This window comes from Cytobacillus sp. NJ13, from assembly GCA_030348385.1.
Classification (GTDB): Bacteria; Bacillota; Bacilli; order Bacillales; family Cytobacillaceae; genus Cytobacillus.
The window spans coordinates 170,755-195,960 of sequence record JAUCFP010000006.1 but is presented as its reverse complement, the minus strand read 5'-3'; the positions used below and the strand labels follow the sequence as shown (position 1 = coordinate 195,960).

General features: G+C 39.5%; 25 protein-coding genes, 4 pseudogenes and 2 riboswitches. Of the genes and pseudogenes, 9 read left to right on the top strand and 20 right to left on the bottom strand.

The annotated features are described in order from the left end of the window. The 7 genes and pseudogenes from QUF73_01050 to QUF73_01020 all read right to left on the bottom strand — a co-directional run bounded on the left by QUF73_01050 (position 1) and on the right by QUF73_01020 (position 5,953). A complete protein-coding gene (locus QUF73_01050) occupies positions 1 to 1,371 on the bottom strand; it encodes a TrkH family potassium uptake protein (GenBank protein MDM5224789.1) in 1,371 nt (456 codons plus the stop codon). 42 nt (positions 1,372 to 1,413) lie between these two features. Continuing rightward, a complete protein-coding gene (locus QUF73_01045) occupies positions 1,414 to 2,070 on the bottom strand; it encodes a TrkA family potassium uptake protein (GenBank protein ID MDM5224788.1) in 657 nt (218 codons plus the stop codon). Positions 2,071 to 2,149: 79 nt separating this feature from the next. Continuing rightward, positions 2,150 to 2,300: riboswitch (cyclic di-AMP (ydaO/yuaA leader) on the bottom strand. A gap of 114 nt (positions 2,301 to 2,414) precedes the next feature. Next, a pseudogene (locus QUF73_01040) lies at positions 2,415 to 3,092 on the bottom strand (endonuclease). A 60-nt stretch (positions 3,093 to 3,152) separates the two neighbouring features. Beyond that, positions 3,153 to 3,512 (bottom strand): annotated as a pseudogene (locus QUF73_01035) (DUF6359 domain-containing protein). A gap of 232 nt (positions 3,513 to 3,744) precedes the next feature. Then, complete coding sequence (locus QUF73_01030; GenBank protein ID MDM5224787.1) at positions 3,745 to 4,269, bottom strand: DinB family protein; 525 nt, start codon at positions 4,267 to 4,269, stop codon at positions 3,745 to 3,747. 64 nt (positions 4,270 to 4,333) lie between these two features. After that, positions 4,334 to 5,353: a serine hydrolase gene (locus tag QUF73_01025; protein MDM5224786.1), complete on the bottom strand. Its 1,020-nt coding sequence runs from the start codon at positions 5,351 to 5,353 to the stop codon at positions 4,334 to 4,336. A gap of 150 nt (positions 5,354 to 5,503) precedes the next feature. Then, positions 5,504 to 5,953, bottom strand: a complete 450-nt coding sequence (locus QUF73_01020; GenBank protein MDM5224785.1) for a GNAT family N-acetyltransferase — start codon at positions 5,951 to 5,953, stop codon at positions 5,504 to 5,506. A gap of 117 nt (positions 5,954 to 6,070) precedes the next feature. Between QUF73_01020 and QUF73_01015 the strand changes: the two genes are divergently transcribed. Continuing rightward, a complete protein-coding gene (locus tag QUF73_01015) occupies positions 6,071 to 6,595 on the top strand; it encodes a GNAT family N-acetyltransferase (GenBank protein ID MDM5224784.1) in 525 nt (174 codons plus the stop codon). Here QUF73_01015 and QUF73_01010 read toward each other — a convergent pair. After that, the gene (locus QUF73_01010; protein MDM5224783.1) at positions 6,576 to 6,785 is read right to left on the bottom strand and encodes a hypothetical protein; all 210 of its coding nucleotides are present in this window, start codon (positions 6,783 to 6,785) and stop codon (positions 6,576 to 6,578) included. The genes QUF73_01015 and QUF73_01010 overlap by 20 nt on opposite strands. A 53-nt stretch (positions 6,786 to 6,838) precedes the next feature. On the opposite strand from QUF73_01010, the gene QUF73_01005 reads away from it, so the two are divergent. The 5 genes from QUF73_01005 to QUF73_00985 all read left to right on the top strand — a co-directional run bounded on the left by QUF73_01005 (position 6,839) and on the right by QUF73_00985 (position 11,612). Beyond that, complete coding sequence (locus tag QUF73_01005; protein MDM5224782.1) at positions 6,839 to 7,024, top strand: hypothetical protein; 186 nt, start codon at positions 6,839 to 6,841, stop codon at positions 7,022 to 7,024. 125 nt (positions 7,025 to 7,149) lie between these two features. Then, a riboswitch (cyclic di-AMP (ydaO/yuaA leader) is annotated at positions 7,150 to 7,295 on the top strand. A gap of 150 nt (positions 7,296 to 7,445) precedes the next feature. Continuing rightward, positions 7,446 to 8,669 carry a dicarboxylate/amino acid:cation symporter gene (locus QUF73_01000; protein ID MDM5224781.1) on the top strand — a complete coding sequence of 408 codons (1,224 nt, stop codon included), beginning with the start codon at positions 7,446 to 7,448 and terminating at the stop codon, positions 8,667 to 8,669. A 177-nt stretch (positions 8,670 to 8,846) separates the two neighbouring features. Then, entirely contained in the window at positions 8,847 to 9,218 is a 372-nt protein-coding gene (locus tag QUF73_00995) for a MerR family transcriptional regulator (GenBank protein ID MDM5224780.1), read from the top strand. A 137-nt stretch (positions 9,219 to 9,355) separates the two neighbouring features. After that, entirely contained in the window at positions 9,356 to 10,666 is a 1,311-nt protein-coding gene (locus QUF73_00990; protein MDM5224779.1) for a hemolysin family protein, read from the top strand. Between the two features lie 340 nt (positions 10,667 to 11,006). Then, positions 11,007 to 11,612 (top strand): DedA family protein, encoded by a 606-nt coding sequence (locus QUF73_00985; GenBank protein MDM5224778.1) that lies wholly within the window; start codon positions 11,007 to 11,009, stop codon positions 11,610 to 11,612. A gap of 142 nt (positions 11,613 to 11,754) precedes the next feature. On the opposite strand, the pseudogene QUF73_00980 reads toward QUF73_00985, so the two are convergent. From QUF73_00980 to QUF73_00930, 11 genes and pseudogenes are all read right to left on the bottom strand, one after another. After that, a pseudogene (locus tag QUF73_00980) lies at positions 11,755 to 12,298 on the bottom strand (DUF1572 family protein). Positions 12,299 to 12,602: 304 nt separating this feature from the next. Next, positions 12,603 to 12,791 (bottom strand): annotated as a pseudogene (locus tag QUF73_00975) (hypothetical protein). A gap of 351 nt (positions 12,792 to 13,142) precedes the next feature. Next, on the bottom strand, positions 13,143 to 13,688 hold the full coding sequence (locus QUF73_00970; GenBank protein MDM5224777.1) for a general stress protein: 546 nt from the start codon (positions 13,686 to 13,688) through the stop codon (positions 13,143 to 13,145). A gap of 102 nt (positions 13,689 to 13,790) precedes the next feature. Beyond that, positions 13,791 to 14,156, bottom strand: a complete 366-nt coding sequence (locus tag QUF73_00965; protein MDM5224776.1) for a DUF805 domain-containing protein — start codon at positions 14,154 to 14,156, stop codon at positions 13,791 to 13,793. Between the two features lie 528 nt (positions 14,157 to 14,684). Next, the gene (locus tag QUF73_00960; GenBank protein ID MDM5224775.1) at positions 14,685 to 15,164 is read right to left on the bottom strand and encodes a hypothetical protein; all 480 of its coding nucleotides are present in this window, start codon (positions 15,162 to 15,164) and stop codon (positions 14,685 to 14,687) included. A gap of 275 nt (positions 15,165 to 15,439) precedes the next feature. Next, positions 15,440 to 15,940 carry an RNA polymerase sigma factor gene (locus QUF73_00955; protein MDM5224774.1) on the bottom strand — a complete coding sequence of 167 codons (501 nt, stop codon included), beginning with the start codon at positions 15,938 to 15,940 and terminating at the stop codon, positions 15,440 to 15,442. Between the two features lie 16 nt (positions 15,941 to 15,956). Beyond that, a complete protein-coding gene (locus tag QUF73_00950) occupies positions 15,957 to 18,176 on the bottom strand; it encodes a HAMP domain-containing sensor histidine kinase (GenBank protein ID MDM5224773.1) in 2,220 nt (739 codons plus the stop codon). Next, entirely contained in the window at positions 18,154 to 18,846 is a 693-nt protein-coding gene (locus QUF73_00945) for a response regulator transcription factor (protein ID MDM5224772.1), read from the bottom strand. The genes QUF73_00950 and QUF73_00945 overlap by 23 nt, the downstream gene beginning before the upstream one ends. Before the next feature lie 266 nt (positions 18,847 to 19,112). Continuing rightward, complete coding sequence (dnaN, locus tag QUF73_00940; GenBank protein ID MDM5224771.1) at positions 19,113 to 20,240, bottom strand: DNA polymerase III subunit beta; 1,128 nt, start codon at positions 20,238 to 20,240, stop codon at positions 19,113 to 19,115. Positions 20,241 to 20,309: 69 nt separating this feature from the next. Continuing rightward, the gene (locus tag QUF73_00935) at positions 20,310 to 20,765 is read right to left on the bottom strand and encodes an NUDIX hydrolase (protein MDM5224770.1); all 456 of its coding nucleotides are present in this window, start codon (positions 20,763 to 20,765) and stop codon (positions 20,310 to 20,312) included. Between the two features lie 20 nt (positions 20,766 to 20,785). Next, complete coding sequence (locus QUF73_00930) at positions 20,786 to 21,598, bottom strand: pentapeptide repeat-containing protein (GenBank protein ID MDM5224769.1); 813 nt, start codon at positions 21,596 to 21,598, stop codon at positions 20,786 to 20,788. A 146-nt stretch (positions 21,599 to 21,744) separates the two neighbouring features. Here QUF73_00930 and QUF73_00925 point away from each other — a divergent pair, with 146 nt between their 5' ends. Beyond that, the gene (locus QUF73_00925) at positions 21,745 to 22,086 is read left to right on the top strand and encodes a hypothetical protein (protein ID MDM5224768.1); all 342 of its coding nucleotides are present in this window, start codon (positions 21,745 to 21,747) and stop codon (positions 22,084 to 22,086) included. Between the two features lie 37 nt (positions 22,087 to 22,123). Here the strand turns inward: QUF73_00925 and QUF73_00920 are convergent, their stop codons facing one another. Further along, positions 22,124 to 22,912, bottom strand: coding sequence for a DUF4111 domain-containing protein (locus QUF73_00920; GenBank protein ID MDM5224767.1), 789 nt, complete (start codon positions 22,910 to 22,912; stop codon positions 22,124 to 22,126). A 226-nt stretch (positions 22,913 to 23,138) separates the two neighbouring features. Here QUF73_00920 and QUF73_00915 point away from each other — a divergent pair, with 226 nt between their 5' ends. Both QUF73_00915 and QUF73_00910 read left to right on the top strand, forming a co-directional pair. After that, positions 23,139 to 24,068: an ABC transporter ATP-binding protein gene (locus tag QUF73_00915; GenBank protein ID MDM5224766.1), complete on the top strand. Its 930-nt coding sequence runs from the start codon at positions 23,139 to 23,141 to the stop codon at positions 24,066 to 24,068. Beyond that, positions 24,028 to 25,191: an ABC transporter permease gene (locus QUF73_00910; GenBank protein ID MDM5224765.1), complete on the top strand. Its 1,164-nt coding sequence runs from the start codon at positions 24,028 to 24,030 to the stop codon at positions 25,189 to 25,191. Before QUF73_00915 ends, QUF73_00910 begins: the two co-directional genes overlap by 41 nt. Positions 25,192 to 25,206: the final 15 nt, after the last annotated feature.

Below are 25,206 nucleotides of genomic sequence, written 5' to 3'. Positions count from 1 at the left end.
TTAGCCAATCATGATTTTCTCTTCTGCAAATTTAAATTTGGCCTTTCCTTTTCTTCGTGCAAGTGCAAAAGCAATTGTGATTGGTCCGACTCTTCCTGCAAACATCATAAATGCAATTAACCCTTTTCCTGTTGCACTCAATTCAGGTGTCAGCCCCATCGACATGCCTACCGTCCCAAAAGCGGATATCACTTCGAATAAAAGAACGTTTAATGGAGCATTTTCTGTTATTGATAAAATAAATAGAATAAAGAAAATGAACCCTATTGAATATACGGTTATTGTAAAAGCTCTGACAATAAGATCCTTCGGAATTCGCCTTCCCATCAGGCTCACGTCATCTTCTTCCTTTATCAGCGCTCTGACTGCAAGGAAAATCAAAACAAAAGTAGTTACTTTTATGCCGCCTGCAGTACCGCCAGATCCCCCTCCAATGAACATGAGCAGCATTGTTACCAGCTGAGACCCTAATGTTAATTCGCCCATATTCAGCGAATTAAAGCCAGCCGTTCTTGGAACTACCCCATGAAAATACGCACCCAATAGTTTATCTTTTAAAGGCAAATTGGCAAGCGTACCAGGATTATTATATTCAAGCGCGAAGATAAATACTGTTCCCAGCAAATTAAGAATGAGCGTCATCAGCAGAACTAATTTTGTATGCAAAGAAAGTTTTTTCAAACTCTTGGTTCTTTTCACATCAAGTACAACGATATAGCCAATCCCTCCGATAATTAAAAGGGAGCTGAGCGTCATTATGACAGTAAAATCCCCAACATATTCAGTAACGCTCCTGAATTGGCCCATTATGTCAAAACCTGCATTATTAAAGGCAGAAACCGAATGGAAAATGCCATAATATATTGAGCGGGGAAAGCCAAAATCAGACGACCAGCGTATGGCCAAAATTAATGCACCAATTGCTTCAGCAGCTAAGGTAAAGCCTACTACGAATTTAACCAGCCTGACCATTCCTTCTAACGAAAGCTGATTTAGTGACTCCTGGATCATCAGCCTGCCTTTTAAACCAATATTCTTTCCAAGCATGATGGCAATGAGAACCCCAAATGTCATAAATCCAAGGCCCCCTATCTGTATAAGGACCATAAGTACTACCTGGCCAAAAACTGTAAATGTTGTTTGTGTATCCACTACGACTAACCCTGTAACACAAACAGCAGATGTCGCTTCAAACAATGCATCAATAAACGATAGATGATGCCGGTCTTTCGTAGCAAAAGGCAGCATTAGAAGCAAAGTGCCAATCCCTATTAGAATTAAAAAGCCAACAGACAAAGCCTGGGCTGGATTCATACTGATCCATTTGGTGGGCCGTTCAATTCTCCTTGTCCTCTTGTTTTCTTTGTACATGGTCCATAATCTCCTTCATTAAAATGGATTTTTTAAAATAGCTTATACACCATGCCTCTCAAACCTGCCGATCCCTTTATTGTGCCCCATTACAATCAGGACGTCTCCCCTTAGAATGACCTCTTCAGCGGGCGGAGTAACGATAATTTCCTTCCCGCGCTGAATCCCCACGATATTACAGCCATACTTAGCCCTTATATTCAATTCAGATAGGGATTTATTGGCTATTTTATCTGATGCCACAATCTCAACCATACTGTAATCTTCAGACAGCTCAATATAATCAATCATTTTTTCTGAAACAATATGGTGGGCAATCCGCTTTGCCATATCCCGCTCCGGATGGATAACACGATCGACGCCAATTTTATCGAGCACCCTGGCGTGGTACTCATTATGTGCCTTTGCCCACACCTTTGGAATTCCCATTTCTTTTAATAACAATGATGTCAGTATGCTTGACTCAATGTTTTCACCAAATGAAACGAATGCGTGATCAATATTTTTTATGCCTGATTGCTTTATCGCAGCTTCATCAACACCATTAATTTGAACTGCATAAGTAACAAACTGGGCATATTGATTGACTTTCTCCTGATCGACATCAATTGCGAGCACTTCCACTCCCAATTGATGAAATTCCTTTACAAGACTTCCGCCAAAGCGGCCTAAACCAAATACAGCATACTGTTTTTTCATTGAAGAAATTCCCTTCTTTTTTAAAAATGAACACAAAAAAACCACTCTTAATAAAAGAATGGCTAATGGTTTCCATCAACCCTTCTCTCGATTCGGCTTACGGAGTTAGCTGTCGGATTAGGGATTGAGAGTATCCCTTCTTAGCTTTAATATGCTAAGATTCACCCCAAGATAAACCAGGTTTATCAAAATTGGTTCCCCCGCTCATAATGATTCAGCAAAAAGGTTTACTTTGAAATTAATAAATATAAATTACTCCCATGGAAATCTCTTGTCAATCTTTTTTTAACATAATAAGTAAAATAAAAAGCACTCCCCTGTAACGGAAAGTGCTTTCCCAATGATTATTCCCAAATCGCTGATGCCCACTCGGGATGATCTATAAATGGATTGCGGTTATGCTGGTAATCAGAATAGATGATTTCGTTTCTTCTCCGCTCGTTATCATCTACTGGATCTTCCTTATGCCACTCAAGCAGGACAGACATTTTGCCATGATAAGGAGCAGAGCCATTATTAACCTGATTGTTTAGCTCCAGATCCACTTCTCCGCTGTCTCCTTCATAACGGACAGCCATATAAAAAAGCATCCTCGCAACATCGCCTTTTACTGCATCCCTGGGTTCCCAGGAATCTGAATCATAGTAGTTTCCCAGTGCCTCTGTATGCTGGGTGCCCCCATCGTCAAAGTCAAGATTCCCTCTCGAGCTATTTACAGAAACATCTGTTGGCCGCAAATGATGCAAGTCTGTTCCCGCACCCATTGCTGTTCCAAAGTCCCCGTGAGATTTAGCCCAAACATGCTCCCTGTTCCAATCATTAACTCCCGAACCATTGGTGAATTTCCCCTGAGAACGGCCAGTATACAAAAGAATGACGTTATTGGGATTGGCAGGATCTTCATCTGTTTCGCGCAGAGCTTCCCATACATTCGAATAGGAAATTTCCGTGTGGTCATCAATGATCGTATGGAGGGCTGTTTTTAAAGACACTCCTGTTTTACCGTTTGCAGCATCATAATATCCTCCTGGTTCAGGGCCGGGATCGGCTGTTCCATCACCAGCTTGTTCGAAGCCCGTCCCATCTTTTAGCCCAGGATGAGAAAAATAGGCGGTAAGCGTTCCGGTTACCTTAATTTTTTCTCCAATCAAAGATGGATTGGATTTTAAGCCGAAAGCTGAGCGAAACGCGGAAGGAATTTGAACATAAAGCATCCTGGCTGTGCTGGTTTCTGATGGATTATCCGCCAGGGCCAAAGCATAGTCATTTGGAAACCCGCTGGCAATAACCGTATTTGCCGCTGTCGGCTGTCCAACCACATAGCCTTGAACAGTTTTGGAAGAGTTGTTTTGAGTATTGATTCCCTGTGAAACGGAATAAGGTGATGACCAGGAGCCATCCCCGGCAGCTGCCCTGGTTATAGAATTTTGAATGGGCTGCATCACGATCAGAATGACAGTAACCAGAATAAAAGTTAACAGCAGGCCTTTTTTCTTACGATTCAGCATTCATTCGCCTCCATATTTTTTTGAAAGGACTTATAAATAATCAGAAGAGTCACAATCATCTCCAAGTATAAATGAACACCTTCGGCCATATCATGAGGTTTTGGTCCCAAAACTTTACTTTTCACGCAGAATTTACAAAACTTAACCTTGGTGCAATTTAAAATGCTTACTTTTTTAAAATGCCCAGATACTCAATCCAAGGACCAACATCAGTCCTGTATCTATTTGCCAATACTCGTGAAATCTGTGAAATATGCGTAAGGTCATGCACAGCCCAAGTGGAAATCAATTCTCTGACTCTTACTCGACCAAATGCTGGATGAAGCCCTGTCTTTTCGAAATGAATTTCCAGATCAGTTATACCCCTAAGTGTGGCCAAATTCTTCATTCTAAGGGTTTTGAAGACTTCAAGCTTTTCTTCAAGTGATAGTTCCTCTGACACATTTAAATGAGCAAAGCGGTCAAATGAGAGGAAGGGCTTGCTTTCCCCTTCCTGCAGAATAAATTTCAGCCGTGGAATCCAATTTTTCTCCTCGCCATCAATCAAATGATCAACCACTTCGGCAGCATTCCACGTGCCTTCCCCTTCATTGCCATTAAGCCATTCCGAAGATAGACCGCTTAGTAATGCATCCAGCGTATGGGGTGTACATTCAAGAATCTCAATAGCTTCTCTTAAATTAAAATTCATATAACCGCTCCTTTTTAAACAGGCCCGATCAGATACAAAACTGAACGTCTGTATCTAAGCTTCACTAAAAGTCCTTTTCAATTTCTTTCATTACAGTAAATGGCCCATATGATTTATTTGATGGCACCACAAGGGTTATTCCGCTAACAGGATAATAGGCTGAATAAAAGCTGACTCCCGGGTCATAGCCCATGAGGTGATATTTGAAGATGACTTCGTTTTTCTTGCTGATCCATACTCCGTAGCCGTAATACTCATTCTCATCTGCTTTGGCATGCGGGGTCATTAGCTTTTCAGTATACTCCTCGCTCAGAAGCTTATCATTACACAATGCTTCCCAAAATAAGATCATATCCTGAGCAGTAACATAGGCTCCTCCGTCAGAACCGCCTCTGATGGGCAATGAGTAAATATTGGTTCTCCATGTCCCATCTTCTTCACTATCTATATAACCAATTGCTGTTTTTTCAGGAAGATTGTCAAATCGGAAAAAGCCTGAATCCTTCATTACACATGGTTCAAAAATATGGGACTGGATATAATCCTGGAAACTCAGTCCTGTCTTCTTCTCTATAATTAAACCCAAAAGTATATATCCGGCATTATTATAATGAAATTTCTCCCCCGCCTTAAACATCATCTTTTTATTCTGGAACATAGGCAGAAAATCTCTAAGATGATTTAATAGATACATTGGCCTTTCTTTCCACAGCTCCTCAAAATCATCCATAACTGACTCATCAAAATAGTCAGGCACTCCGGATGAATGGGTTAACAGGTGATGAATGGTAATTGTCTCATCAAATAAGGGGAAAATATCCTCCAATACATCTTTAAGTTTTGATTCGAATGATATGAATCCATTCTCGACCAATTGACAAATAGCAACCGCCGTAAAAATCTTACACCCGGAGGCAATGCCAAACCTGGTGCCTGGATTATTGGGGGTTTCATTTGCTCTATCAGCCTCCCCCTCTGCTAATTGAAGGATCATTTCCTCCTTTTCTTTAACAAGTACCACACCAGAAAAACCAGCATTTTTAATTACAGAACTTAACCTTTTAACATAATTTCTAATTAACATGAGTACTCCCCTTTAAGGTATTATTCCAATAACCTAAAGCAATTGCGGGACAGTAATAGCGGACTCTATAAAAACATATCATAAATTTCCATATTTTTGTTAAAAAGAGCGACTCTTCCAAATGAAAGATTCGCTTAACCATTTAGTGTTTTATAAAAATTTCTCAAATGCAGTAATAGTCAGTGATTCATTAATTTCCATTTTCTCAAGCTCTTTAAAACCATTCTTTATATAAAAAGCGACAGCAGGGGTATTCTTAGAGCCTGTTGTGACAATCATTTTTTCAATCATCGGCCTCAGTTCAATGAAGTTCAGCAGCTTTTGTGCAATTCCTTTTCTAAAATGTTCAGGATGTACAATCAGTCTATGAATATCTAAGACATTATTTTTCTCTTTAAAAGAAATCGCACCGCATAATTTTTCACCAGTAAAATACCCAAAGAAGGTCTCTCCGGTTATACGCAAGGCATCAGCCGTATCCTTCAAAGGCGGCAAATCAGGACATCCAATGATTTCAGCTTCAATTTTATACGCGGGAAGCTGTACGCTTAGAACCTGCTCGGCAGCTTTTCGATCTTTAATATTAATTTCCTTAATCATTATGGTCCCTCTTTTTATATTAGTTTTTAAATTAATTTCTCTATCAAAGATAATTTTCCTCTTTTTAGACGAATGAAGGCATTCCAATATAAAATGAAAACTAAAGGGGTGAATAGGATGAATTTAAAATATGAAGTGATAACAGAAGAAAAAATCAGCCTTTGCCGGGATTTATGCAATGAGCTGATGGCTTTTCAGAAATCTAAGGCACATATAACACCTGAGCGTTTTGACAGCATGAATTTTGAAACAAGAATGATTCCATCCGTAAAATCTGCTATACATAATTATATTGTGTTCGTTAAGGACGATGAAGAAATCGTGGGCTATGTCTATTCCAACGTTTCTCCTAAGGAAGCCTACTCCAATGATTTCGCTACTTTTTTTGATCTAACTACAGTCGGGAAAGACAATGTTGGCTGCTTATCACAATTCTATATAAAAGATGGCTACAGACAATATGGAATTGGATCAATCCTATTTAACATGTCGATGGAATGGTTAAGTCAATTTAAAGATGTGGAAGATTATTTTATCTATGTGTCAAATGGGAATACAGAGGCCCTTGAATTTTATACACGTAAAGGGTTTACTGTTAGTCATGATATTCTGGACGGCTTTATTACTGTTTTGCGCAAATAGGAAATATCATTCCCCCAGAAGCTGACAACATGAAAAATCCTTTCCAATAATCAATAAGCTGCAGAACCAATTTTATAAATGCAGAAGCTAATCCAGCGTAAATCTTAGCTGGATTTTTATTATACATATTTTCAACAGCAAATTCCCCATAACCCATATTCCCATAATCCTTAAAAATAATGGTGGACATTATAATAAATCTTGTTATAATTCTATAAGAAATTACTTTGAAAAGGGTGCTTTATGGGAAATACATGCAGATATGTTGTGAGTGCCACTGGGAAAAACGGCGAGACTTATTATACGCAATGCAAGGATAAAGAAGAGTTAAAAGAGTGGCTGGCCGAACATGAAGACAAGCTGAATAAGAAGGAACTGAAAGTGAAGGACAAAAAAAGACATCCACTTTTAAGCTGGCTTAAATTCTAATCTTATTGCTCAAAAATCCAATTGACCTTTCCTATTAAATTACTATTTGAATTATAGTAATCATAGATAAGAAGATCGTATGATTTACAACTTTTATGGTTATTGTTAATATATTAAAAAAACACTAATAATTTTCGCTTAATCTTAATTGAGCGGGGGAACCAATCGTACTTTTTTAATAAAAGTACCTGGGGTGAATCCTTTTACAGGTAGGGTACTCTCAAGACCCGAATCCGGCAGCTAACCTCGTAAGCGTGTTGAGAGGGAAGCACTGCATAAATGCACAGTGGTTATTACCTCTGTGTTTTTTTGTTGCCTTTTTAAGTTAGGTTTATGTTTATTTGGGGTAATAAAGGAAAGGCAAAATGTTTTTTTGCATCTATTTTACATTTTTTTACTTTATCCATTGGAGGAACCGTGTATGAAATTATCTACTAAAATTATTCTTGCTTTGATCGCCGGGGGAATAACAGGGCTTCTGATTAACTTATTTGCGCCTGGAATCTTCCCTGAGCTAGACAAGTTTTTATTTACACCGCTAGGAAAAATCTTTTTGAATCTGATTAACATGCTTGTTGTTCCGATCGTTTTCTTTTCAATCGCTCTTGGTACAGCAGGCCTCGGTGATCCAAAGAAATTAGGAAGAATTGGGATTAAGACAATCTCTTACTTCCTGATTACCACCAGCATCGCTATCGTTATCGGGCTTGCATTGGCTTATATTTTTCAGCCAGGTAACGTTGGGGAATTTGACGTAACAAACGTGGAGTACGAATCTGAAGAAGCTCCACCTGTCTCTGAGACACTTTTGAATATTATACCAACCAATCCGGTAAAAGCCTTTACGGAAGGCAACATGCTTCAGATTATCACCTTTTCCATTTTTGTCGGATTTGCATTAACCATGCTTGGGAATAAAACTAAAGGCATTTTAAACCTTATTGAACAAGGCAATGACATGATGATGTACCTTGTTAACCTGGTTATGAAATTTGCTCCTTATGGAACGTTCGGCCTGATCGTTTCTGCTGTAGGCAGCCAGGGTCTAAGTGCCATTAAAGCTATGGGACTTTATATGATCGTAGTTCTTCTTGCATTATTTATACATGCAATCTTAACCTATGGAGGTTCTATTGCTTTACTTGCAAAGAAAAACCCCCTATGGTTCTTTAAAGGCTTTGCGCCGGCCATGGGTGTTGCTTTCAGTACATCAAGCAGTAATGCGACACTGCCGATTTCCATGAATACTGCCCAAAAAAATCTGAAAGTTCCTGAATCAATCAGCAGCTTTGTTCAGCCTCTCGGTGCAACCATTAATATGGATGGAACAGCCATTATGCAGGGTGTTGCAACTATTTTCATTGCCCAGGTATATAATGTTGATTTAACATTGACACAGCTAATCACGGTTGTCCTTACTGCCGTTCTTGCAAGCGTTGGTACAGCTGGTGTGCCTGGTGTCGGTTTGATTATGCTTGCAATGGTCCTTAACTCTGTCAATCTTCCTGTTGAAGGTATCGCATTAATCATTGGTATTGACCGTCTGCTTGATATGACCCGAACAGCAGTCAACATTACAGGTGATGCTGCATGCGCAGTGATTGTAGCGGAAACAGAAGCAAAGAAAGAGGCCGTTAAAGCCTAAATGCAAAATAGCACCGGTTATCCGGTGTTATTTTTTTGTGGATATCTCTTCCACCCTGCTTGCTTCTTTATTCAAATTCATTGATTTTCTATTATTTTTTAGTATAATTAGATTCATAACCATCACGTAACAGTTTGGAGGAATCCTCATGGGGCTGAGAAGTTAAGAATAGGTGAATTGGCTGAAAAAGCAAAGGTTACTAAGAGAACGATTGATTACTATACTTCACTTGGCCTGCTAAAAGCAGAACGTTCCCCTTCAAATTATCGCTATTATGATTATTCCGCCATCGAACGTATTGCTTTTATCGAAAAATGTAAAGCGGATGGTTTGTCGCTGGAGGAAATAAAGAAAAAAGTTATCAGCCGATTTTCTGAAGAGGTAGATGTTCTTGAACTAAGGCTCAAAATTCAGGATCTGGAGGAAGATGTGACAAAAGCACTTTCTCAGCTTAAAAAATCTGATCCCGAAAAATACGAATATGTCAAAAAGAATATTTCACATGAAAGCTTATCATTAATTCAGACATTGCTTTTACTGCTCAACTGATATCCTGTGCCAAAACTGTTTTTTTGGGTTTTTGGAGCATTATGGATATCTATTTGGGCACAATTTAAGTAGTGAACTTTATAAGGATCATTACCATTTTAGGAGGTGTATGTCTTACTTTTAAGTAAGACTGCTCGTTGACAACCATAAATTTATTACTGATTGCATTATTAATAGCATTAACCGCATTCTTCGTAGCAACTGAGTTTGCGATTGTAAAAGTACGTGTTTCCCGAATTGATCAGCTGATTGCTGAGGGCAATAAAAGGGCTATTGCAGCTAAGAGAGTCGTCACTCACCTTGATGAGTATTTATCAGCCTGTCAGCTGGGGATTACCATTACCGCATTAGGTTTGGGCTGGCTAGGTGAGCCTACTGTTGAAAAGTTATTGCACCCGGTATTTGCAAGATTTGAAATCGCCGAATCGCTTACCCATATTTTATCATTTGGCATTGCCTTTGCTTTAGTCACCTTTCTGCATGTGGTTGTGGGTGAACTTGCACCAAAAACCGCTGCCATTCAAAAAGCTGAGGCAGTTACAATGGCGTTCGCAACACCGATTATTTGGTTCTACCGTTTGATGTTCCCTTTCATTTGGTTCTTAAATGGATCTGCTCGTGTACTGGTTGGCATATTTGGTTTAAAACCGGCTTCCGAGCATGAAATCGCCCATTCCGAAGAAGAACTGCGAATTCTTTTATCCGAGAGTTATAAAAGCGGTGAGATTAATAAAAATGAGTTAAAGTACGTGAACAATATCTTTGAATTTGATGAAAGAATTGCAAAAGAAATCATGGTTCCGCGTACTGAGATGATTACGATTGCTTCTGATGACACAATAGAAGATATTATGCAAACCATCCAGACAGAGAATTACACACGATATCCAGTGGAAGATGGGGATAAAGACAATATTCGAGGGTTTATTAATGTAAAAGAATTTCTGACGGCCAGTCTTACAAACAGGATCACCCCGGAGAATCTTGAGCTTGACTCGTTTATTAATCCGGTTATCCATGTAATTGAAAGCATTCCGATTCATGACCTGCTTGTCAAAATGCAAAAAGAACGCATCCATATTGCCATTTTAATGGATGAATATGGCGGAACTTCCGGATTGGTGACTGTCGAAGACATTCTTGAAGAAATTGTCGGAGAAATCCGTGATGAATTTGATGAAGATGAAGTTCCTGAAATTAGAAAGCTAAACGATAACCACTATATTTTGGATTCCAAGCTTCTTATAGACGATGTCAATAATCTGCTAGGCACAGATTTTGAGCATGAAGACGTTGATACAATCGGCGGCTGGTTCCTGACACAGCATATGGAAGCAGAGATAGGAACAGAGATTGAAGCTGATGGATTCACATTCAAGGTCCACGAAAAAGATGGACACCAGCTGCATTATCTGGAGGTTTTTAAAAGCAAGCCCCTATTGGCCTAGGAAGAACGGCGGCTCCGATTTCGGCAGCTGCCGTTTCTTTTTTGCATGTCTATATAAATACTTGATTGTTTTCCTATTACCCGTTAGACTGACTTATGTACGTTTTATATCTTCGAATTTCGTGAACTGTCCAGCGCAAGCGCCTACCCCCTCGAGGTGTCGGGGGTGGGCAAGGCGCTTGCGCTTTTCTTATTATCTAGCTCCAGCGCCTACCCCCTCGAGGTCACAAGCCAATCCTCCCAAAAAGGCAAAGAACGCCTTTCCGAGAGGCTCGTCTTGTGCTTGTCGGGGGTGGGCAAGGCGCTTGCGCTTTTCTTATTAATCAACAGGATGTGTGGCTATGTCAGAAATTATCATCAGCTTTATTGAATTTTTAAAACAGTTTTCTTACTTTGGAATATTGCTTTCACTATGCTTTGAGTTTGTTCCGGCAGAAGTAGTTCTTCCATTAGCGGGCTTTTGGGTCTTCCAGGGAGACTTTAATTATTATTTAGTTGTATTAGCAGGTACAGTGGGGGGAACGATTGGACCACTGACATTATATGCACTTGGCCGATATGGCGGGCGCCCAATGGTATTAAAATACGGAAAATATTTCTTAGTCTCCCAAAAACAAATTGATGCTTCGGACAAGTTCTTTGATAAATATGGCTCGGGGGTTGCTTTCTTTGCCCGTTTTATGCCAGTTGTGCGTACAGCGATTTCCATTCCATGCGGGATGGCCAAAATGAATGTGTGGAAATTCTCTATCTATACCTTCGTCGCAATGCTGCCGATTACCGCATTCTATGTTTATTTGGGATATAAACTGGGCCCTCATTATAAAGAAGCAGAGGAAATCTTTAATAGCTATGCCTTGCCTCTTGCCCTGATCATCATTGCAGCAATCATTATTGTGTTCACTTACAAATATGTAAACAAGCGCAAAAAAAGTCAAAGCATATAAATATAAAAAGAAAACGGCACTGGATGGACAGTGCCGTTTTCTTTTTATGTTTTATACAAAAAACTTTGAAGCCCATGCAATATATATTCTTAGTTTACTAAATGATTTGCCCCCCCCCCCCGATTGCAAATGAATAAACCGCCTATTTTCCGGCATCGTGTTTGCCGAGCATTTCCTTAAGAAATTCATCAGATTTCCCTCTCGGAATACTAAGGCTTTCCCACTCCCCGTTTTTTATTAGCTTGCCGATATAAACAATCTGCCCAACATGGTAAGAATAATGTGCCATCTGCCTTTCTATTGCATCCATAACTAGATGGCTCTCGCCTCGAATAGTGATATTTTTAAGCAGATCCTGCTCATTTAAACTATCTAAAGCGGAAAACAGTACCTTCCACCCTTTTTCCCAAATCACTATTAGTTCATCCTTTGAAGCTGCGGCTGTCGAAAACTCCTCATCCCTGTTTCGATAAGGCTTTTCTCCATCTGATGTCAAAAAATCGGTCCACCGTGAAACCATATTGCCGCTCATATGCCTGATAATTACCGCTGTACTATTGGACTCTTCATTGCAAGCCCAATTCAAATCCTCATTGGAAAGCCGCTGAATGGTTATATCCGCTAATTCCTTCGCTGCCTTGAATCATTTTCTTTACGATCATTAGATAATTTGCACCTAAGCTCATAGAATGGCCTCCTTTATAACTTCAGTAAGATTGGGATTCATTAGAAACCTAATGGGAGAAATAAAATGCAGACTGATGAAACCGTTTTTGAAGCAAATACAGGATTAACTACTCTTTTCCTTCGACCCTCGCCTTTTTCATCGTTATACTTCTCGATTAACTCCCATTTTCCTTCGACCCTTGTCTTTTTCGTCGTTATTCTTCATAAAGCATCTGGTGCAGTACCCTTTATTTGTTATTTACCTGCTCATAGGCATGGAATAAGTCTTCTACAGAAATACCATTGATCTTCATGCCGCTGATGTCCATGCGGGTAATCGTTTGGCCCTTTACTGATGCCCCCATTTACCGCTTGACTTTTGTCATTTTCTATCTTAACTGGCCAATATCCCCAATTCGGTTCTTCAATCTCCCATCCGAAAACATTTGAATAAAACTCAGCTGCTTTTTCCGGATCCTGGCTGTTTAATTCAAATCCAATTACTTTCGCCATAAGTTTCGCCTGCTTTCTTCTATTAACATGTTATGTCTCAATGAACCATTCCGAGTATCTTTTCCACCCTATCACTTTTTTCTTCCAGCCCAACCTTGTGACAATAAATCCGTATTGTTCTCTCCTATCGAACCGCCATAGAAAACAGACAATACATTTTGATCATGGATCAAATCCTTTTCAATGGAATGCATTTATTCTTTTTCTATGTCGTGGAAGTTCAGAATCTCTTCCTTTGTATTTAGCATATAATCCCATTCACACCTGGCCAACTCCCATATACATTATTCCTTCTAAACCTTACCGATTCTGCTGATTCTACCAGTTCCCTGTCATGTCTGTTCCGTATGTTCACCGTAAATTCCTGCTTTCTCCTTTTAATTTTTTCAGCCTTTTAAAATCCTTGCTCAAAGATGCTTGTTTAAAGCGCTTTGACTGCTTGAGGCTGTTAATGTCAGAGCGATTATCATAAGATAGCTGAATATGAAAATAGTTAACATACTCAAGGATGGCAAAGATATAAATAAAGGCGGCAATCGTCAGTCCCTGAGGTGTTGACGGAAGCCACATAATATAATCTGCTATGAAGGCAGCCGGAATTATTATTATCATAGCAATGTTCCATTTTTTTATGGCCCATAACTGCTCAACTAGCCTGATCGGGGCAGCTGATGTATTTTCCTTTTTTAGGCGCTTCCATTTTACAAACCAATAAATGGATCCTTGAAGGAGTAAGAACTCCAGCAGCAGAAATGATGACCAGAAAGAAAATAGTGAATATAAATGGAGATCAGAATATGTATAATTCACCAGATAACTGATAAAAACAAACATTATGAGGCTCGTTGTTTCACCAGTAAAAAGATAGGAAAGTCTCTTCAATATTCTATTCCTCATCTAAATACCTCACTTCCGGGTAAAGATACCATTTAAATGTAATACGAATTTTCTAAAAAATAGTTTCAAAAAAAATTCCAGCCGAGGCGGCTGGAGATTTTTTTATATTGCTTTTTTAGGATTAGGCCCGTATTTATTTGTTCCAGGTTCACTGTCCATTAGAGTAAAGATGAGGATAATAATCCCTCCGATTAAAGGAATCAAAGATATTAAGATCCACCAGCCGCTTTTCCCGGTGTCGTGCAGTCTTCTGAAAGTTACAGAAAGACTCGGAATTAACATAATCAGAGAGAAGAGAGTTGTAAGGATGCCAATGTCCTCTGTAATCTCCCATCCAAACATCATCTCAATAATAGTTAAAATGATTGAGATGACAAATGTAAACAAAATAAACATCCAATATTCTCTTCGTCTGGATCTTCCGCTGAAATTAAATGATTCTTTAAGCACATTAATAAATGCATTCATGCTGTTTTCACCTCCGCTGTACACATCCATCTATTATATCAATAGTAAAAACCTTTTTTAATCAGGGGAAAATATGGTTTTATCGAAAATTGAATGATCTCCCCCAAAAATGCAATAAAAAACTCCTGCCTCTGATAATTGAAGCAGGAGTCTTTTGTTCATTTTTTTCTCATATTACCAAATACATGGACTGGCACAGAAAGTTTTTACGGCGTATTCCTATAGTGGTGATAAAAATGAAAATACTAAGAATAATTCGAGATGTGATAAAGCAGGAGGCCGGGAAATTGTTCAATAACAGAATGGCCAGGCATAAAGATAGGCTCCCAAACAAATAAATGAGCTTCCTGCACAAGCAGGAAGCTTTAATTTGAGCTAATAAAATGAAAATGCCAGCGCAAGCTGCAAAATAATAGGGAGCATGATATCACCATTTCCAGGAGAAATAATTTGACATGTACCTGATTACAATCAGATTAATGTCCAAAGAAAGATAAGGAAACCAATAAATACACGCCTTATATTGTTTCAATACTTTTTATGTAAAGAACTTTTCTGCTCTAATAAAATCATTAATTTATAAAATAAAACGAGAGTCAGCAGAAGAAATGGATCTACCATAATCGAATACCATATCTTCCATGTACCATAATTAAAGTAACCCCATGGTTCAGGAAGCAGAGCTGCCATTTCATAAAGGATAATTCCCGTAACAAAGAAAAGCAGAAAAACCATTTTTTTAAAGACGCTTTTTGAAAAAGGGTATCCATTCAAAAAAATGATGTTTACCGGCGGAATTAAGAATAACCTCGGCAACAAGCCTGCCCAATCAACACCTGGAGAAAAGTACCAATAATGATGATGTTTGAATTCAACAATTAAATCAAATAACATCTGAAAAGCTACCGTAAAAGTCCAGATTTGCAATACTTGGCTCGGAGTAATTTTTTTATTTATTTTGAAGGCAGCCATATTAAAGGCGATTATTGAAACAATAAGTAAGATCATATCTATTCCTTATGTCTCTTTCTCGAAAGTTTATATTATTATTTCCTAATTCGGACGTCTGCTATGCAAAAGCTGGGAAGACAATTGACCTGATATTTCCCTTGAGGCAAAACAAGAGTTTGAAAATGGAACGGATCTAAAAACCATCCGCACCAATATCGATAAGAAGTACGAGTCTATTGGAACGGAGTCTGCTCCGGTGCCAATGGCGGAAGGATAAATTTAAAAGAGAGCAAACGGCCGATATTATTGGCCGTTTGCTCTCTTATTCGTTGTTAAGCCCCCATTTGCACCATCATTTTCAGCTGCTTTCGAGCCCTGAAGATCCTGGTTTTTACAGTTGATGGATTTAAATTAAGCATAGCCGCTATTTCCCTTTCTTTTAATCCCCGGTCTATCTTCAGCAAAAGAATATCTCTATAGCTGTCTGTCAGCTGCTTTACTGCCCCGGTGATTTCTTTAGCAGCAAAGCCGGATTCAACTTCCTGCTCGACATTCTGTTTTGTAGTTACACCGAGGCTTTCAAGCATGTCCTGCTCCATCGGCACAGCAGCCTTCCGCCTTTCACTGCGAATAACGTCCAGGGCGGTCCTTCGGGCAATGACAGACAGCCATGCCCCCGCTTTTTCTTCATCGATAATCGTTTCCGCTTTCTTCATGGCTTTAATAAAAGTTTCTTGAACGATATCCTCCGCAAGATAAGCGTCTCTTGTCATCGAGAAACATATATGATATAGGCGTTTATAATGACTTGTATACAGCTCGGTAATATCCATAATTCATCCTCTTCCCTTACTCCTCTATATTCAGTGAAATGCTCACCTTGAACAAGTCACCATCTGTATCTATTTCAAGACTTCCATCATGAAGATCAATAATCGATTTGGCAATAGCGAGGCCCAGGCCAGAACCATCTGTATGCCTTGATTTATCTCCTCGTTTAAACCGTTCAAATAATTCTTCACTTTGGTCATCCAGTTCGTATTTAGAAACATTTTTAAACGTAATGACTGCCTGGCCTTTCATTTTCGTTATCGCAATATAGACCCGTGAATTTTCCAAAGAATATTTTAGAATATTGCCTATTAAATTATCATAAACACGCCAGAGCTTTTGGCCATCCACATATGCGATTGCCGGATGATCGGGCTTGGTTACACGGAAATGCAGATTGGATTCACTAATGGCGTTATCATGCTCTGCAAGCGCCTGCTGCAGCAACTGTACAAGGTCCACTCTTTCCTTCCGAAGCTCAATATTGCCGCTCGCCATTTTCGAGACTTCGAATAAATCATCAATCAAAACTTTTAATCGTTTTGACTTTCGGTCAATGATTTCAAGGTAGGCTGAGCGATCGTCTTGTGAAACCTCACCTGACTTCAGAAGCTCCGTATACGTAATAATTGAAGTCAATGGTGTCCTTAAATCATGGCTGACATTTGTAATCAGTTCCGTTTTCAGCCTCTCACTTTTTGCCTGTTCGCTTAGAGATGTTTTAACACCCTGTTTCAATACATTCATGTTTCCTGCGAGTGCAGCCAGAACACCTTTTCCTTTAACCGGCAAGTCCTGTCCCATGTGGCCCGTTGCCAATTCATTTGCGGTCTCGACAATTCGGTTGAAATAGCCTGCGCGCCTGATTAGTGCCATAACTAACGGAATACCTGCAAACGTTAATACCATTACATAAAACAGGGCAAATAGCGGGTGAAAGAACATGACAATTGAACCCATTCCCATTCCAAAGATGATTAATAAAACAACAAACAGCTGCGTTCCTGTACTCCGGTTTAAAAAGGCTTCCTGCAGGCTGGTTTTCAAACCGCCAGCCGCTCTATAGACCAGACTCTTTTTCAAAACTGCCTTTGCGTTTTCCAGATCCTTAAATTCACCAGCGATATATTTGAACTGAACAATTGTCAAACCGCAAAGAACCGATGCTCCCAGAAGCACAATAATTAATTCAATAACACGCGGCAGGATATTGTAGGAGTCTATGAGAAAATCATTTATCAGAAATAGCGCCAAACTGCTGCCTATTACTGCCAACCCCAAGAAAATTATTCTTAAATCTATAGGCAGCTTATTGTATAAAGGCTCCCACCTTTTGATTTCAGCAGACAGGGCCTTTGATTTTTTGCCTGCAATCAATGCAGCGATAATGGCCAATACCGCTGAGCCGCCATAAATTAATAATACAATCTGCTTTTGTTTGAAATGATTATTTTGGTCAATGAACATATTTGAATCAGGAAGGTTTTTAGCCAGGCCTATTTGTCCTTTAAAGTAGCCTGATTGCGATTCTGTAAGAGACTGTTCAAACTCCTCATACCCCCCCATAATAAAACGAAGGAAATAATTTTTGTCCATGGTGTAATCAGTACGATAAACCATCTCTTTTTTCATTGCTTCATCCGGAGACTCATTTTTGGACAAAGTTAAATTCGTGTATACTTCACCAGTGGAAGTGTCCTCAAAATAGTAAGTAAATGAATCCTCATAATAATCATACTGATCCCGCAATTGTTCTTTTTCCTTGAAAAACTCTTCTATCTTTTCTTCTTTTTCTTTTACCACTTTGGGACGTACGTGTTCATCACTCTCAAAGTTCTTCGTAATATCCTCGATTCTTTTGTTCATCTGATCGGATAAAGCCTTGGCAAATTCATTATTTTCAGTGTCCTTTGCCTCCTGGATTCTATATTCATATTGGCTTCTAATATTATCTATTTGTTCAGGAAGAGTCCCATAACGATAGCGATGTTCATGTATGTCCTCTTCCGACACCTCTATTGCTTCCTTAGCTTTTTCGAGGGTAACATTATTCAGTTCGAACATTTCCAGATATCCGGCATACTGATCCAAATCACTTCTAAACTGATTTGTGTGAAAATAGTCCGGGTTCGCATATTCCCTTCCGTTTATGAGAACAGACAAAACGCCGCTCGCTCCGAAAGCAAATAAAACCGTTATCATCGCAATGATGAATTTATTTTTCCATCTTGTATCCAATTCCCCATACCACCTTTAAATATCTCGGATTCTTCGGGTCAATTTCAATCTTTTCACGGATTTTCCGAATATGGACTGCCACCGTATTTTCTGCGTTATAGCATGGCTCGTTCCATACCCGTTCATAAATTTCATTAATTGAAAAAACGCGTCCGGCATTCGTCATTAATAGTTCCACAATTTTATACTCGATCGGAGTCATTTTCACTGGCTCTCCATTAACACTCACTTCTTTTGCTTCCTTATCCAGCATGAGACCGTTCAGATCAATCACCTTTTTGACTCCTTCGAACGTTCCGAATGTCACATATCTTCTCAGCTGTGATTTCACACGGGCAACCAATTCCATGGGATTGAAAGGCTTGGTCACATAATCATCAGCTCCTACCTGCAGCCCCAGGATTTTATCTGTATCCTCTGTTTTGGCACTCAGGATAATAATCGGGATGTTTTTCTTTTCGCGAATTTTATATGTAGCTGAAATGCCATCGAGCTTTGGCATCATGACATCCAAAATGATCAGATGCACCTGATTCTCATTTAATATCTCCAGAGCTTCGATTCCATCTTTCGCTTTCAATACAGTAATGCCTTCATTTTTAAGATAAATTTCAATGGCATCTCTTATCTCTTTTTCATCATCTACGACGAGTACATAATAGTTATCCATAATCCCCCTGCTTTCAAGGTGCTCTTTTCATATTTTTATACTAAACGCAAAATCTTAACATTAATGTAATAGAAATCTTAAGAATTTCTTAAGATTGAATCTGCATTTCTTAAGTTTTACATCCTTCTATTTTATAATGGGTGGAAATGGAAATATAGACTTGAAATTGTAAGTCATAAAAAAGCACCATCCGCCTGCTGTCCTAGCTGGTGAATGGTGCAAAAAGTTATTTAGACATGTTATTTCTTTGCGTAAGAATACTGCTCTCAATACGAACGGACGGGTGAAACAAGCTGAATATAAGACTCGTCGCTGACAGGCTTGATTATAACCGGCTTCATTGTGCCGCTGAAGCATAAAAGAACATGCTCTTCCTGTATAGCTTTTAGGGCATCCATTAAAAAATTCCCATCAAGTGATATGGATAGTTCCCGCTCGCCAGTAATTTCTAATAGAGGCTGCATTTCTTCAATTTTTCCAATGGCAGAGGAAACAGAAGATATTTTCAATGTTCCTTCTTTTATCTCCAAGAGGACATTGTTATTCTTCCATTCGAGGGCAAACAGGCAGGCGCGGTCAATTCCCTTTAATAGTTTCTTTGCATCCAGTTTTATAACTGTTTTCGTTTCATTCGGGATGAGTCCAGTTACATCCGGATACTTGCCTTCAATAAGCCGTGAACAGAGCATGATTGATTTTGTTTTGAAAACTAAATAGCTCGCTGATGAGAAGATTTGTATTTCGCTTTCTTCCTGATGAGCCAATAGCTTTAAAAGTTCCTTTAGGCTGGATCCTGGAACTATGAAAGACCCTTTGGAAGAAGAAACGATCCTTGTCTCCAGAAATGCTAATCGATGTGAGTCGGTTGCCGCACACGAAAAGTGATTTTCTTTAATAATCATATGCACTCCTGTGAGCACCGGCCTTGCATCTTTCTTTGAAACTGCAAACACGGTCTGCTTTATTATTCCTGATAATTTTACAGAAGAAATTTGGATCCCATGCGAATTTTCAAATTCAGGAAGTTTTGGATACTGTTCTGCTGGAAAACCGTTTATAAATGTCATAACTTCATCTGATAGGATTGTCACGTTATGCTTTTCATTGACTTTGATATGTATGTCACCCGGCAGCTTTTTAATTAGCTCTGTCAGATATCTGGATGTTACTACAACACTTCCAGTCTTTACTATTTCCAGTACTGCCCCTTCATCAGCAGCAGGAATGACTTTTTCAATCACAATATCAGAGTTGCTTCCAGTGAGTCTTAAATTGTCCTCACATGCAGTCAGCTTTATTCCGGTTAAAATAGGAAAAGGTGTCTTAGCAGAAATTGCACTGCTTACTTCTCCAATGGCTTTATTAAAATATTCATTCTTAATTTTAAACTCCATCCATACCCCACCTAATTTTATCGATAGGGTATTCTTTCGACAAAATTCCTAAAAATTCCTTTTACCTCATCAGCTTAACTTTGTTTGAAACAGCTCCAAGGGATAAATTTTATCAGCTTTTACGGCATTTAGTATTTGCCTTATGACTTTGGCATCGCGAAGTTCCTCGTCTTTCAAGTTATTAAGGTTTGACAGGTTCACCCACGTACTATCGGCAATTTCCTCTTCCTGATGGTTTAAAAAGCCCCCTCTTATTTGAGCAATAAAATGGAATAAGATGACCTGATGGTCCGTACTGCTGATAAAGTTATAGATTCCAGTTGTATGGGTCAGGTTTACGTCCAAGCCCGTTTCTTCTTTAACTTCTCTGCAGGCAGCCGCAAGGATATCTTCACCTTTTTCAACACGGCCGGACGGGAAATTCCATTTATTCTTTACAGTGGCTTTATTCTCTTTTATCATCAGCACTTTGCCTTCCTGTATAATTGATGTGCTGACAACAAGCACGATTTCGTTCTGTGTCATTCGGCATCTCTTCTTTCCTTTTAATTCACCCAATGCTGTGGTCTCTGTAAACCCTTTGGCAGCTTCGTATACATGTCCCCTGTTGCTGAATTAACCTGAGCCTGTGTAAGAAAAATACTTCCCATTAGATTGGCTCCGCTTAAATTTGCGTCCCTAAAGTCTGCACCAATAAGGTCCGTATACCTCAAGTCAGCTTTGCGCAGGTCAGCTGCAATAAACAAGGAACCTCTTAAATTCGCTCCGCACAACACCTCGCCACTTAATTTGGCTCCGATAAAATCTCTCCGGCCGCTATATTTTTTCGCGGATTTTTGATTCAATCCTGAGTTTATCCTGACAAACTCACTGGCTTTTAGAAGCAGTTTATTGACTTCATCCCTATGTGCCTGGACATCAATAGCCATAATCAAACCCGGTTCCATATTAGTTAAAGCCTCTGTTTTGTCCAACATTTCTCCGACTTCACCATGAATAGGCATAGCGGCTTCCAAATATAGAATTTCTGTTAAGTAGAAAAGCATTTCATGAAGCTGATGCATAATGGGAAACACATCAAACATCTCTTTCTCAAGTCCAGGATGGCTGCGCCAGTCTCTATTCTTAAAAGTGTTTTGAGATACTTTTTGGCCTGCTCCAAAGCATTCAAATGAGGTGCATCCTCTGAAGCCTTTTCCCCTGAGGTCTGCATGTATTTGACAGCGAAAATCAGCTTGCAGATTGGGACATGGTTGACCTGCTTCCTTATCCAAAGCAAAGTCAGCAGATTTTGCATAAGGGAGGGCCACACAGCAAAGCCCAAAACAATTTTCACAATCGGGTATTAAATTACTCATTTGTTTAGGCAAAATACACACTTCCTTTCGTTCATAGCACAGAATATTTTTTCATATGTTACTGTTCTTGACTTTCCTGCCGGTAATGTTTATTCTTTCTGCAAATGGAAATTATTCTTAATATCTCATTATGAAGGAGTGACTTCATGTCCAGGAATAAATATAAAGAAAAGGCAATGAGTGCCGTAAGCAAGCTAAAAGCTAACCTTAAAGGGAAGCTTTATGAAATGGCAGAGATTCCTTCCATTTCTGTTAAGCAGCTGTCAGAATTTATCCAGCAGCATCCCGATACGCAAATAACCAAGAAAGAACTCCTTGGATACACCTACACTTTCTATCGTCTAAATGCGAATGATGACTTTCTGTATATGGAAACAATTAATGAACGGATTCTTCAATTGGATGGATCCTCACACGGAAAAAGATTTGTCTCTTATCGATCCTATCGGGATTCCCATAACTTGAATACTCCAATGAGGATAACGTAACGGCCTTCAGTCAAGTGAGCTTCACATCAAGGGAAGCTCACCTATTTTTGATTGCTGCTGATTGGCTTATAAGATATTTTGACAGTTTAATAGTCTCTTCAATTCGATCACGCTTTCTTGCATAATGTCTATTTTCCTCACCTCTGCGAATATTGAGGGCATCCACTATGATTGGGTGCCATTTTTCCGGCAAATGCTTTAATGAGTACTCCCCGGCCCCTTGCTTAGAGAAAATATCCTTCTCTCTCAATGTGTAAAACAGGCGCAATATGCCGAGCACCGTCCATTCAACTTCTTTATCAATCTCAGAGTCGGCTATTTGTGTAAGTTCATCAATCGATTTCTCGAATGTCTGGATTCGATTCGCCCAATATGTATTCATGTTCTCATAAGTGTATGAAACCAAATCATAGTCATTTATCTCTATAACCGGAACAGTCCCATAAATGACAATACCCTTCTTTTTTAAAAGCCACCAGGTGACTGGATTCAGGAAATGCCCATAATTCATTGTCCCGTTATTATAGAAGAAACATTCACAAAGCGTTCCCAGTTCATTTTGAGTTAAATAAACCCCATCCATCACAGGAAACTGATATTTGTCTGCTATTATCCTATGGATCTCCTCAGCCTTTTTCAATTCTGATTCAGTTAAACCTCTTTGTGTAACCGCAATAAAATCAATATCGCTTGATCCTTCTGCAAAAGCATCCAGTGCAAGCGATCCGTGCAAATAAAGGCCTGCAAGCTGATTGGGCATATATTCATTTACTAAATCTATGTACTTATTTAATAGATCATCAACCACTATTGGAAGTTCTCTCATTTACACTTCTCCCCTAACTTCTGATAGAAAAAGCCTTTCACCCATCATTTTAAAACACAGCAATCATCTTTTCTATATGGGTTTGTCCCATATTATGGAACCAGTATCGATATTATTAAGTTTACTAAAAAAATGAATTTTTTCAAAAAAAGTAACGTATTAAATAGAAGGTTAGGAATTTTGCATGATGCTGATAGCCAACTTGTCATGAAAGCGAGGAAGAGGAATGACTGTTTTAGAAGTAAGGAATCTACAAAAATCCTTTGGCCTAATAAAGGCTGTCCAGGATATAAGTTTCTCGGTTAATGCCGGGGAAGTCTTCACGATTATCGGTCCAAACGGAGCTGGCAAAACGACTACACTGGAAATGATTGAGGGTCTTGTTTCACCCGATAACGGTGAAATCCATTTTGGCGACCTCGATTGGAATAAGCATGCCGTTTCAATAAAGAAGAAAATTGGCGTCCAGCCACAGTCAAGTGCCATGTTTGATTTATTAACACCAGAAGAAAACCTGAACCTTTTTGCATCCTTTTACGACCATGCACGGCCAGCCAAAGAAATCCTGGAAATAGTCAATCTTACTGAGCACCGCAAAAATCATGTAAAAAAACTTTCAGGCGGCCAGAGGCAAAGACTTGCCATTGGACTGGCGCTGATTAGTGACCCTGAAATCATTTTTCTGGATGAACCGACTACCGGCCTTGATCCACAGGCCAGAAGAAATATTTGGGACATCATTCTTCATCTTAAAGAACTAGGGAAAACGACCATCCTTACCACTCATTACATGGAAGAAGCAGAGAAATTAAGTGATCGTGTATGCATTGTGGACCAGGGGAACGTGATTACACTTGACTCTCCTTCCGCACTCATAGAGAAACTTACAGATGAACGGGAAATAAGATTGAGTTTTCTTGATGGCGATGGTGCTGCAGAGGATGCTGATAGGTTCTCGAAGGATCTGGAATCCGTATCCAAAACGGAACGGGAAGGGGCAACTCTGAAAATATGGGCAGCAAAGCCTGAAGAAACCCTTTTGGACTTATTTAAGTTTACAAAAGAAAAATCATACGGGGTGGAACAGGTCTCCATAAGGGAAATGAGCCTGGAAGATGTGTTTATTGCGTTTACCGGCAAAGAATGGAGGGATTAAGATTAATAGATACCATCAATTTAAAATGATGTTTTTGGCACAGCTGAAATTGACTCTTCGCGAAAAACAGGCATGGTTCTGGGGCATCTTTTTCCCGGTTATTCTAATGGTTATCTTCATGGTCATCTTCAGCGGAAATTCAGATGAAGAGTTTAAAACCGAAGTGGCTGTTGTGGATCCAAGCCCGAATCCAGCTTCAGAGATGATGCTTTCACAAATCAGCGGACTTCCCGTTTTTGAAGTCAAATCAGGTAAGCCTGTCACAAGGGATAAAGCGGAGGAATGGGTAAAAGATCAGGAAGTGGATGCCGCCATCATCCTGCCGGAGTCAGCAGAAGCTTCCTCTGTTTTCCTTGTAATAAATAAAGAAAATGAACAGGGTGCCGCAGCCCAGGCTGTTTCCGGCATTCTGGATAAGTTTGTCCAGCAGGCCAATTTAATGGCTGCAGGTGCTTCTCCGAAATATGATCTGCAATATGAATCGATAACCTCTGGCACCAATGAACTGGAATATACAGATTTCCTTTTAACCGGGATGATTGCTTTATCCATTGCCCAGGGCGGCATGTTTGGCATGGTGGATCTGGTGGAAATGCGCAGAAAGGGATTAATCAAAAGGCTGCGAATGACACCGGCAAATATGGGCATCTTCGGATTAAGTGATATGGTTATGAGGCTGTTGTTCAGTATTGTGCAGATCATCCTGCTTTCATTAATAGGTGTCCTCGTATTTGGCGCCAACCTTTATATTAATCCTTTTACCTTGATTATCGTATTCCTGATCGGGGCTTTATCCTTTAATGCACTTGGCTACTTCTTCTCATCTTTCAGCAAAACGACAGAAGCTTATATGGGAGTAGCTAATATCTGCAGTTTTCTCATGATGTTTTTAAGCGGTGTGTTCTTCCCTATTGAAACGATGCCTGAATGGATCCAGCCAATATCCAGCATCCTGCCGCTAACCTATTTTGCTGAAGGCTTAAGGGAAAGCATGGTGTATGAAACCGGTATTGCTACAGTAGCACTTTGGGCAGGAATAGGCGTGATGGTGATCTGGGGAGCCGTTACTTTTCTTTTGGGGTCCTTACTTTATAAGAGAAAAGCGATTGCTGCTGACAGATAATGAAAAAAGTGCTAG

Excerpts from the sequence above, each read along its gene's own strand:
- QUF73_00910 (MDM5224765.1), top strand. The coding sequence starts at position 24,028 with ATGTGTTTATTGCGTTTACCGGCAAAGAATGGAGGGATTAAGATTAAT.
- QUF73_00955 (MDM5224774.1), bottom strand. The coding sequence starts at position 15,940 with ATGGATATTACCGAGCTGTATACAAGTCATTATAAACGCCTATATCAT.
- QUF73_00935 (MDM5224770.1), bottom strand. The coding sequence starts at position 20,765 with ATGACACAGAACGAAATCGTGCTTGTTGTCAGCACATCAATTATACAG.
- dnaN (MDM5224771.1), bottom strand. The coding sequence starts at position 20,240 with ATGGAGTTTAAAATTAAGAATGAATATTTTAATAAAGCCATTGGAGAA.
- QUF73_01010 (MDM5224783.1), bottom strand. The coding sequence starts at position 6,785 with ATGTCCACCATTATTTTTAAGGATTATGGGAATATGGGTTATGGGGAA.
- QUF73_01000 (MDM5224781.1), top strand. The coding sequence starts at position 7,446 with ATGAAATTATCTACTAAAATTATTCTTGCTTTGATCGCCGGGGGAATA.
- QUF73_00920 (MDM5224767.1), bottom strand. The coding sequence starts at position 22,912 with ATGAGAGAACTTCCAATAGTGGTTGATGATCTATTAAATAAGTACATA.
- QUF73_00945 (MDM5224772.1), bottom strand. The coding sequence starts at position 18,846 with ATGGATAACTATTATGTACTCGTCGTAGATGATGAAAAAGAGATAAGA.
- QUF73_00970 (MDM5224777.1), bottom strand. The coding sequence starts at position 13,688 with ATGAGGAATAGAATATTGAAGAGACTTTCCTATCTTTTTACTGGTGAA.
- QUF73_00965 (MDM5224776.1), bottom strand. The coding sequence starts at position 14,156 with ATGAATGCATTTATTAATGTGCTTAAAGAATCATTTAATTTCAGCGGA.
- QUF73_01050 (MDM5224789.1), bottom strand. The coding sequence starts at position 1,371 with ATGTACAAAGAAAACAAGAGGACAAGGAGAATTGAACGGCCCACCAAA.
- QUF73_00985 (MDM5224778.1), top strand. The coding sequence starts at position 11,007 with ATGTCAGAAATTATCATCAGCTTTATTGAATTTTTAAAACAGTTTTCT.
- QUF73_00930 (MDM5224769.1), bottom strand. The coding sequence starts at position 21,598 with ATGAGTAATTTAATACCCGATTGTGAAAATTGTTTTGGGCTTTGCTGT.
- QUF73_00960 (MDM5224775.1), bottom strand. The coding sequence starts at position 15,164 with ATGATCTTACTTATTGTTTCAATAATCGCCTTTAATATGGCTGCCTTC.
- QUF73_00915 (MDM5224766.1), top strand. The coding sequence starts at position 23,139 with ATGACTGTTTTAGAAGTAAGGAATCTACAAAAATCCTTTGGCCTAATA.
- QUF73_01015 (MDM5224784.1), top strand. The coding sequence starts at position 6,071 with ATGAATTTAAAATATGAAGTGATAACAGAAGAAAAAATCAGCCTTTGC.
- QUF73_01045 (MDM5224788.1), bottom strand. The coding sequence starts at position 2,070 with ATGAAAAAACAGTATGCTGTATTTGGTTTAGGCCGCTTTGGCGGAAGT.
- QUF73_01020 (MDM5224785.1), bottom strand. The coding sequence starts at position 5,953 with ATGATTAAGGAAATTAATATTAAAGATCGAAAAGCTGCCGAGCAGGTT.
- QUF73_01025 (MDM5224786.1), bottom strand. The coding sequence starts at position 5,353 with ATGTTAATTAGAAATTATGTTAAAAGGTTAAGTTCTGTAATTAAAAAT.
- QUF73_00925 (MDM5224768.1), top strand. The coding sequence starts at position 21,745 with ATGTCCAGGAATAAATATAAAGAAAAGGCAATGAGTGCCGTAAGCAAG.
- QUF73_01030 (MDM5224787.1), bottom strand. The coding sequence starts at position 4,269 with ATGAATTTTAATTTAAGAGAAGCTATTGAGATTCTTGAATGTACACCC.
- QUF73_01005 (MDM5224782.1), top strand. The coding sequence starts at position 6,839 with ATGGGAAATACATGCAGATATGTTGTGAGTGCCACTGGGAAAAACGGC.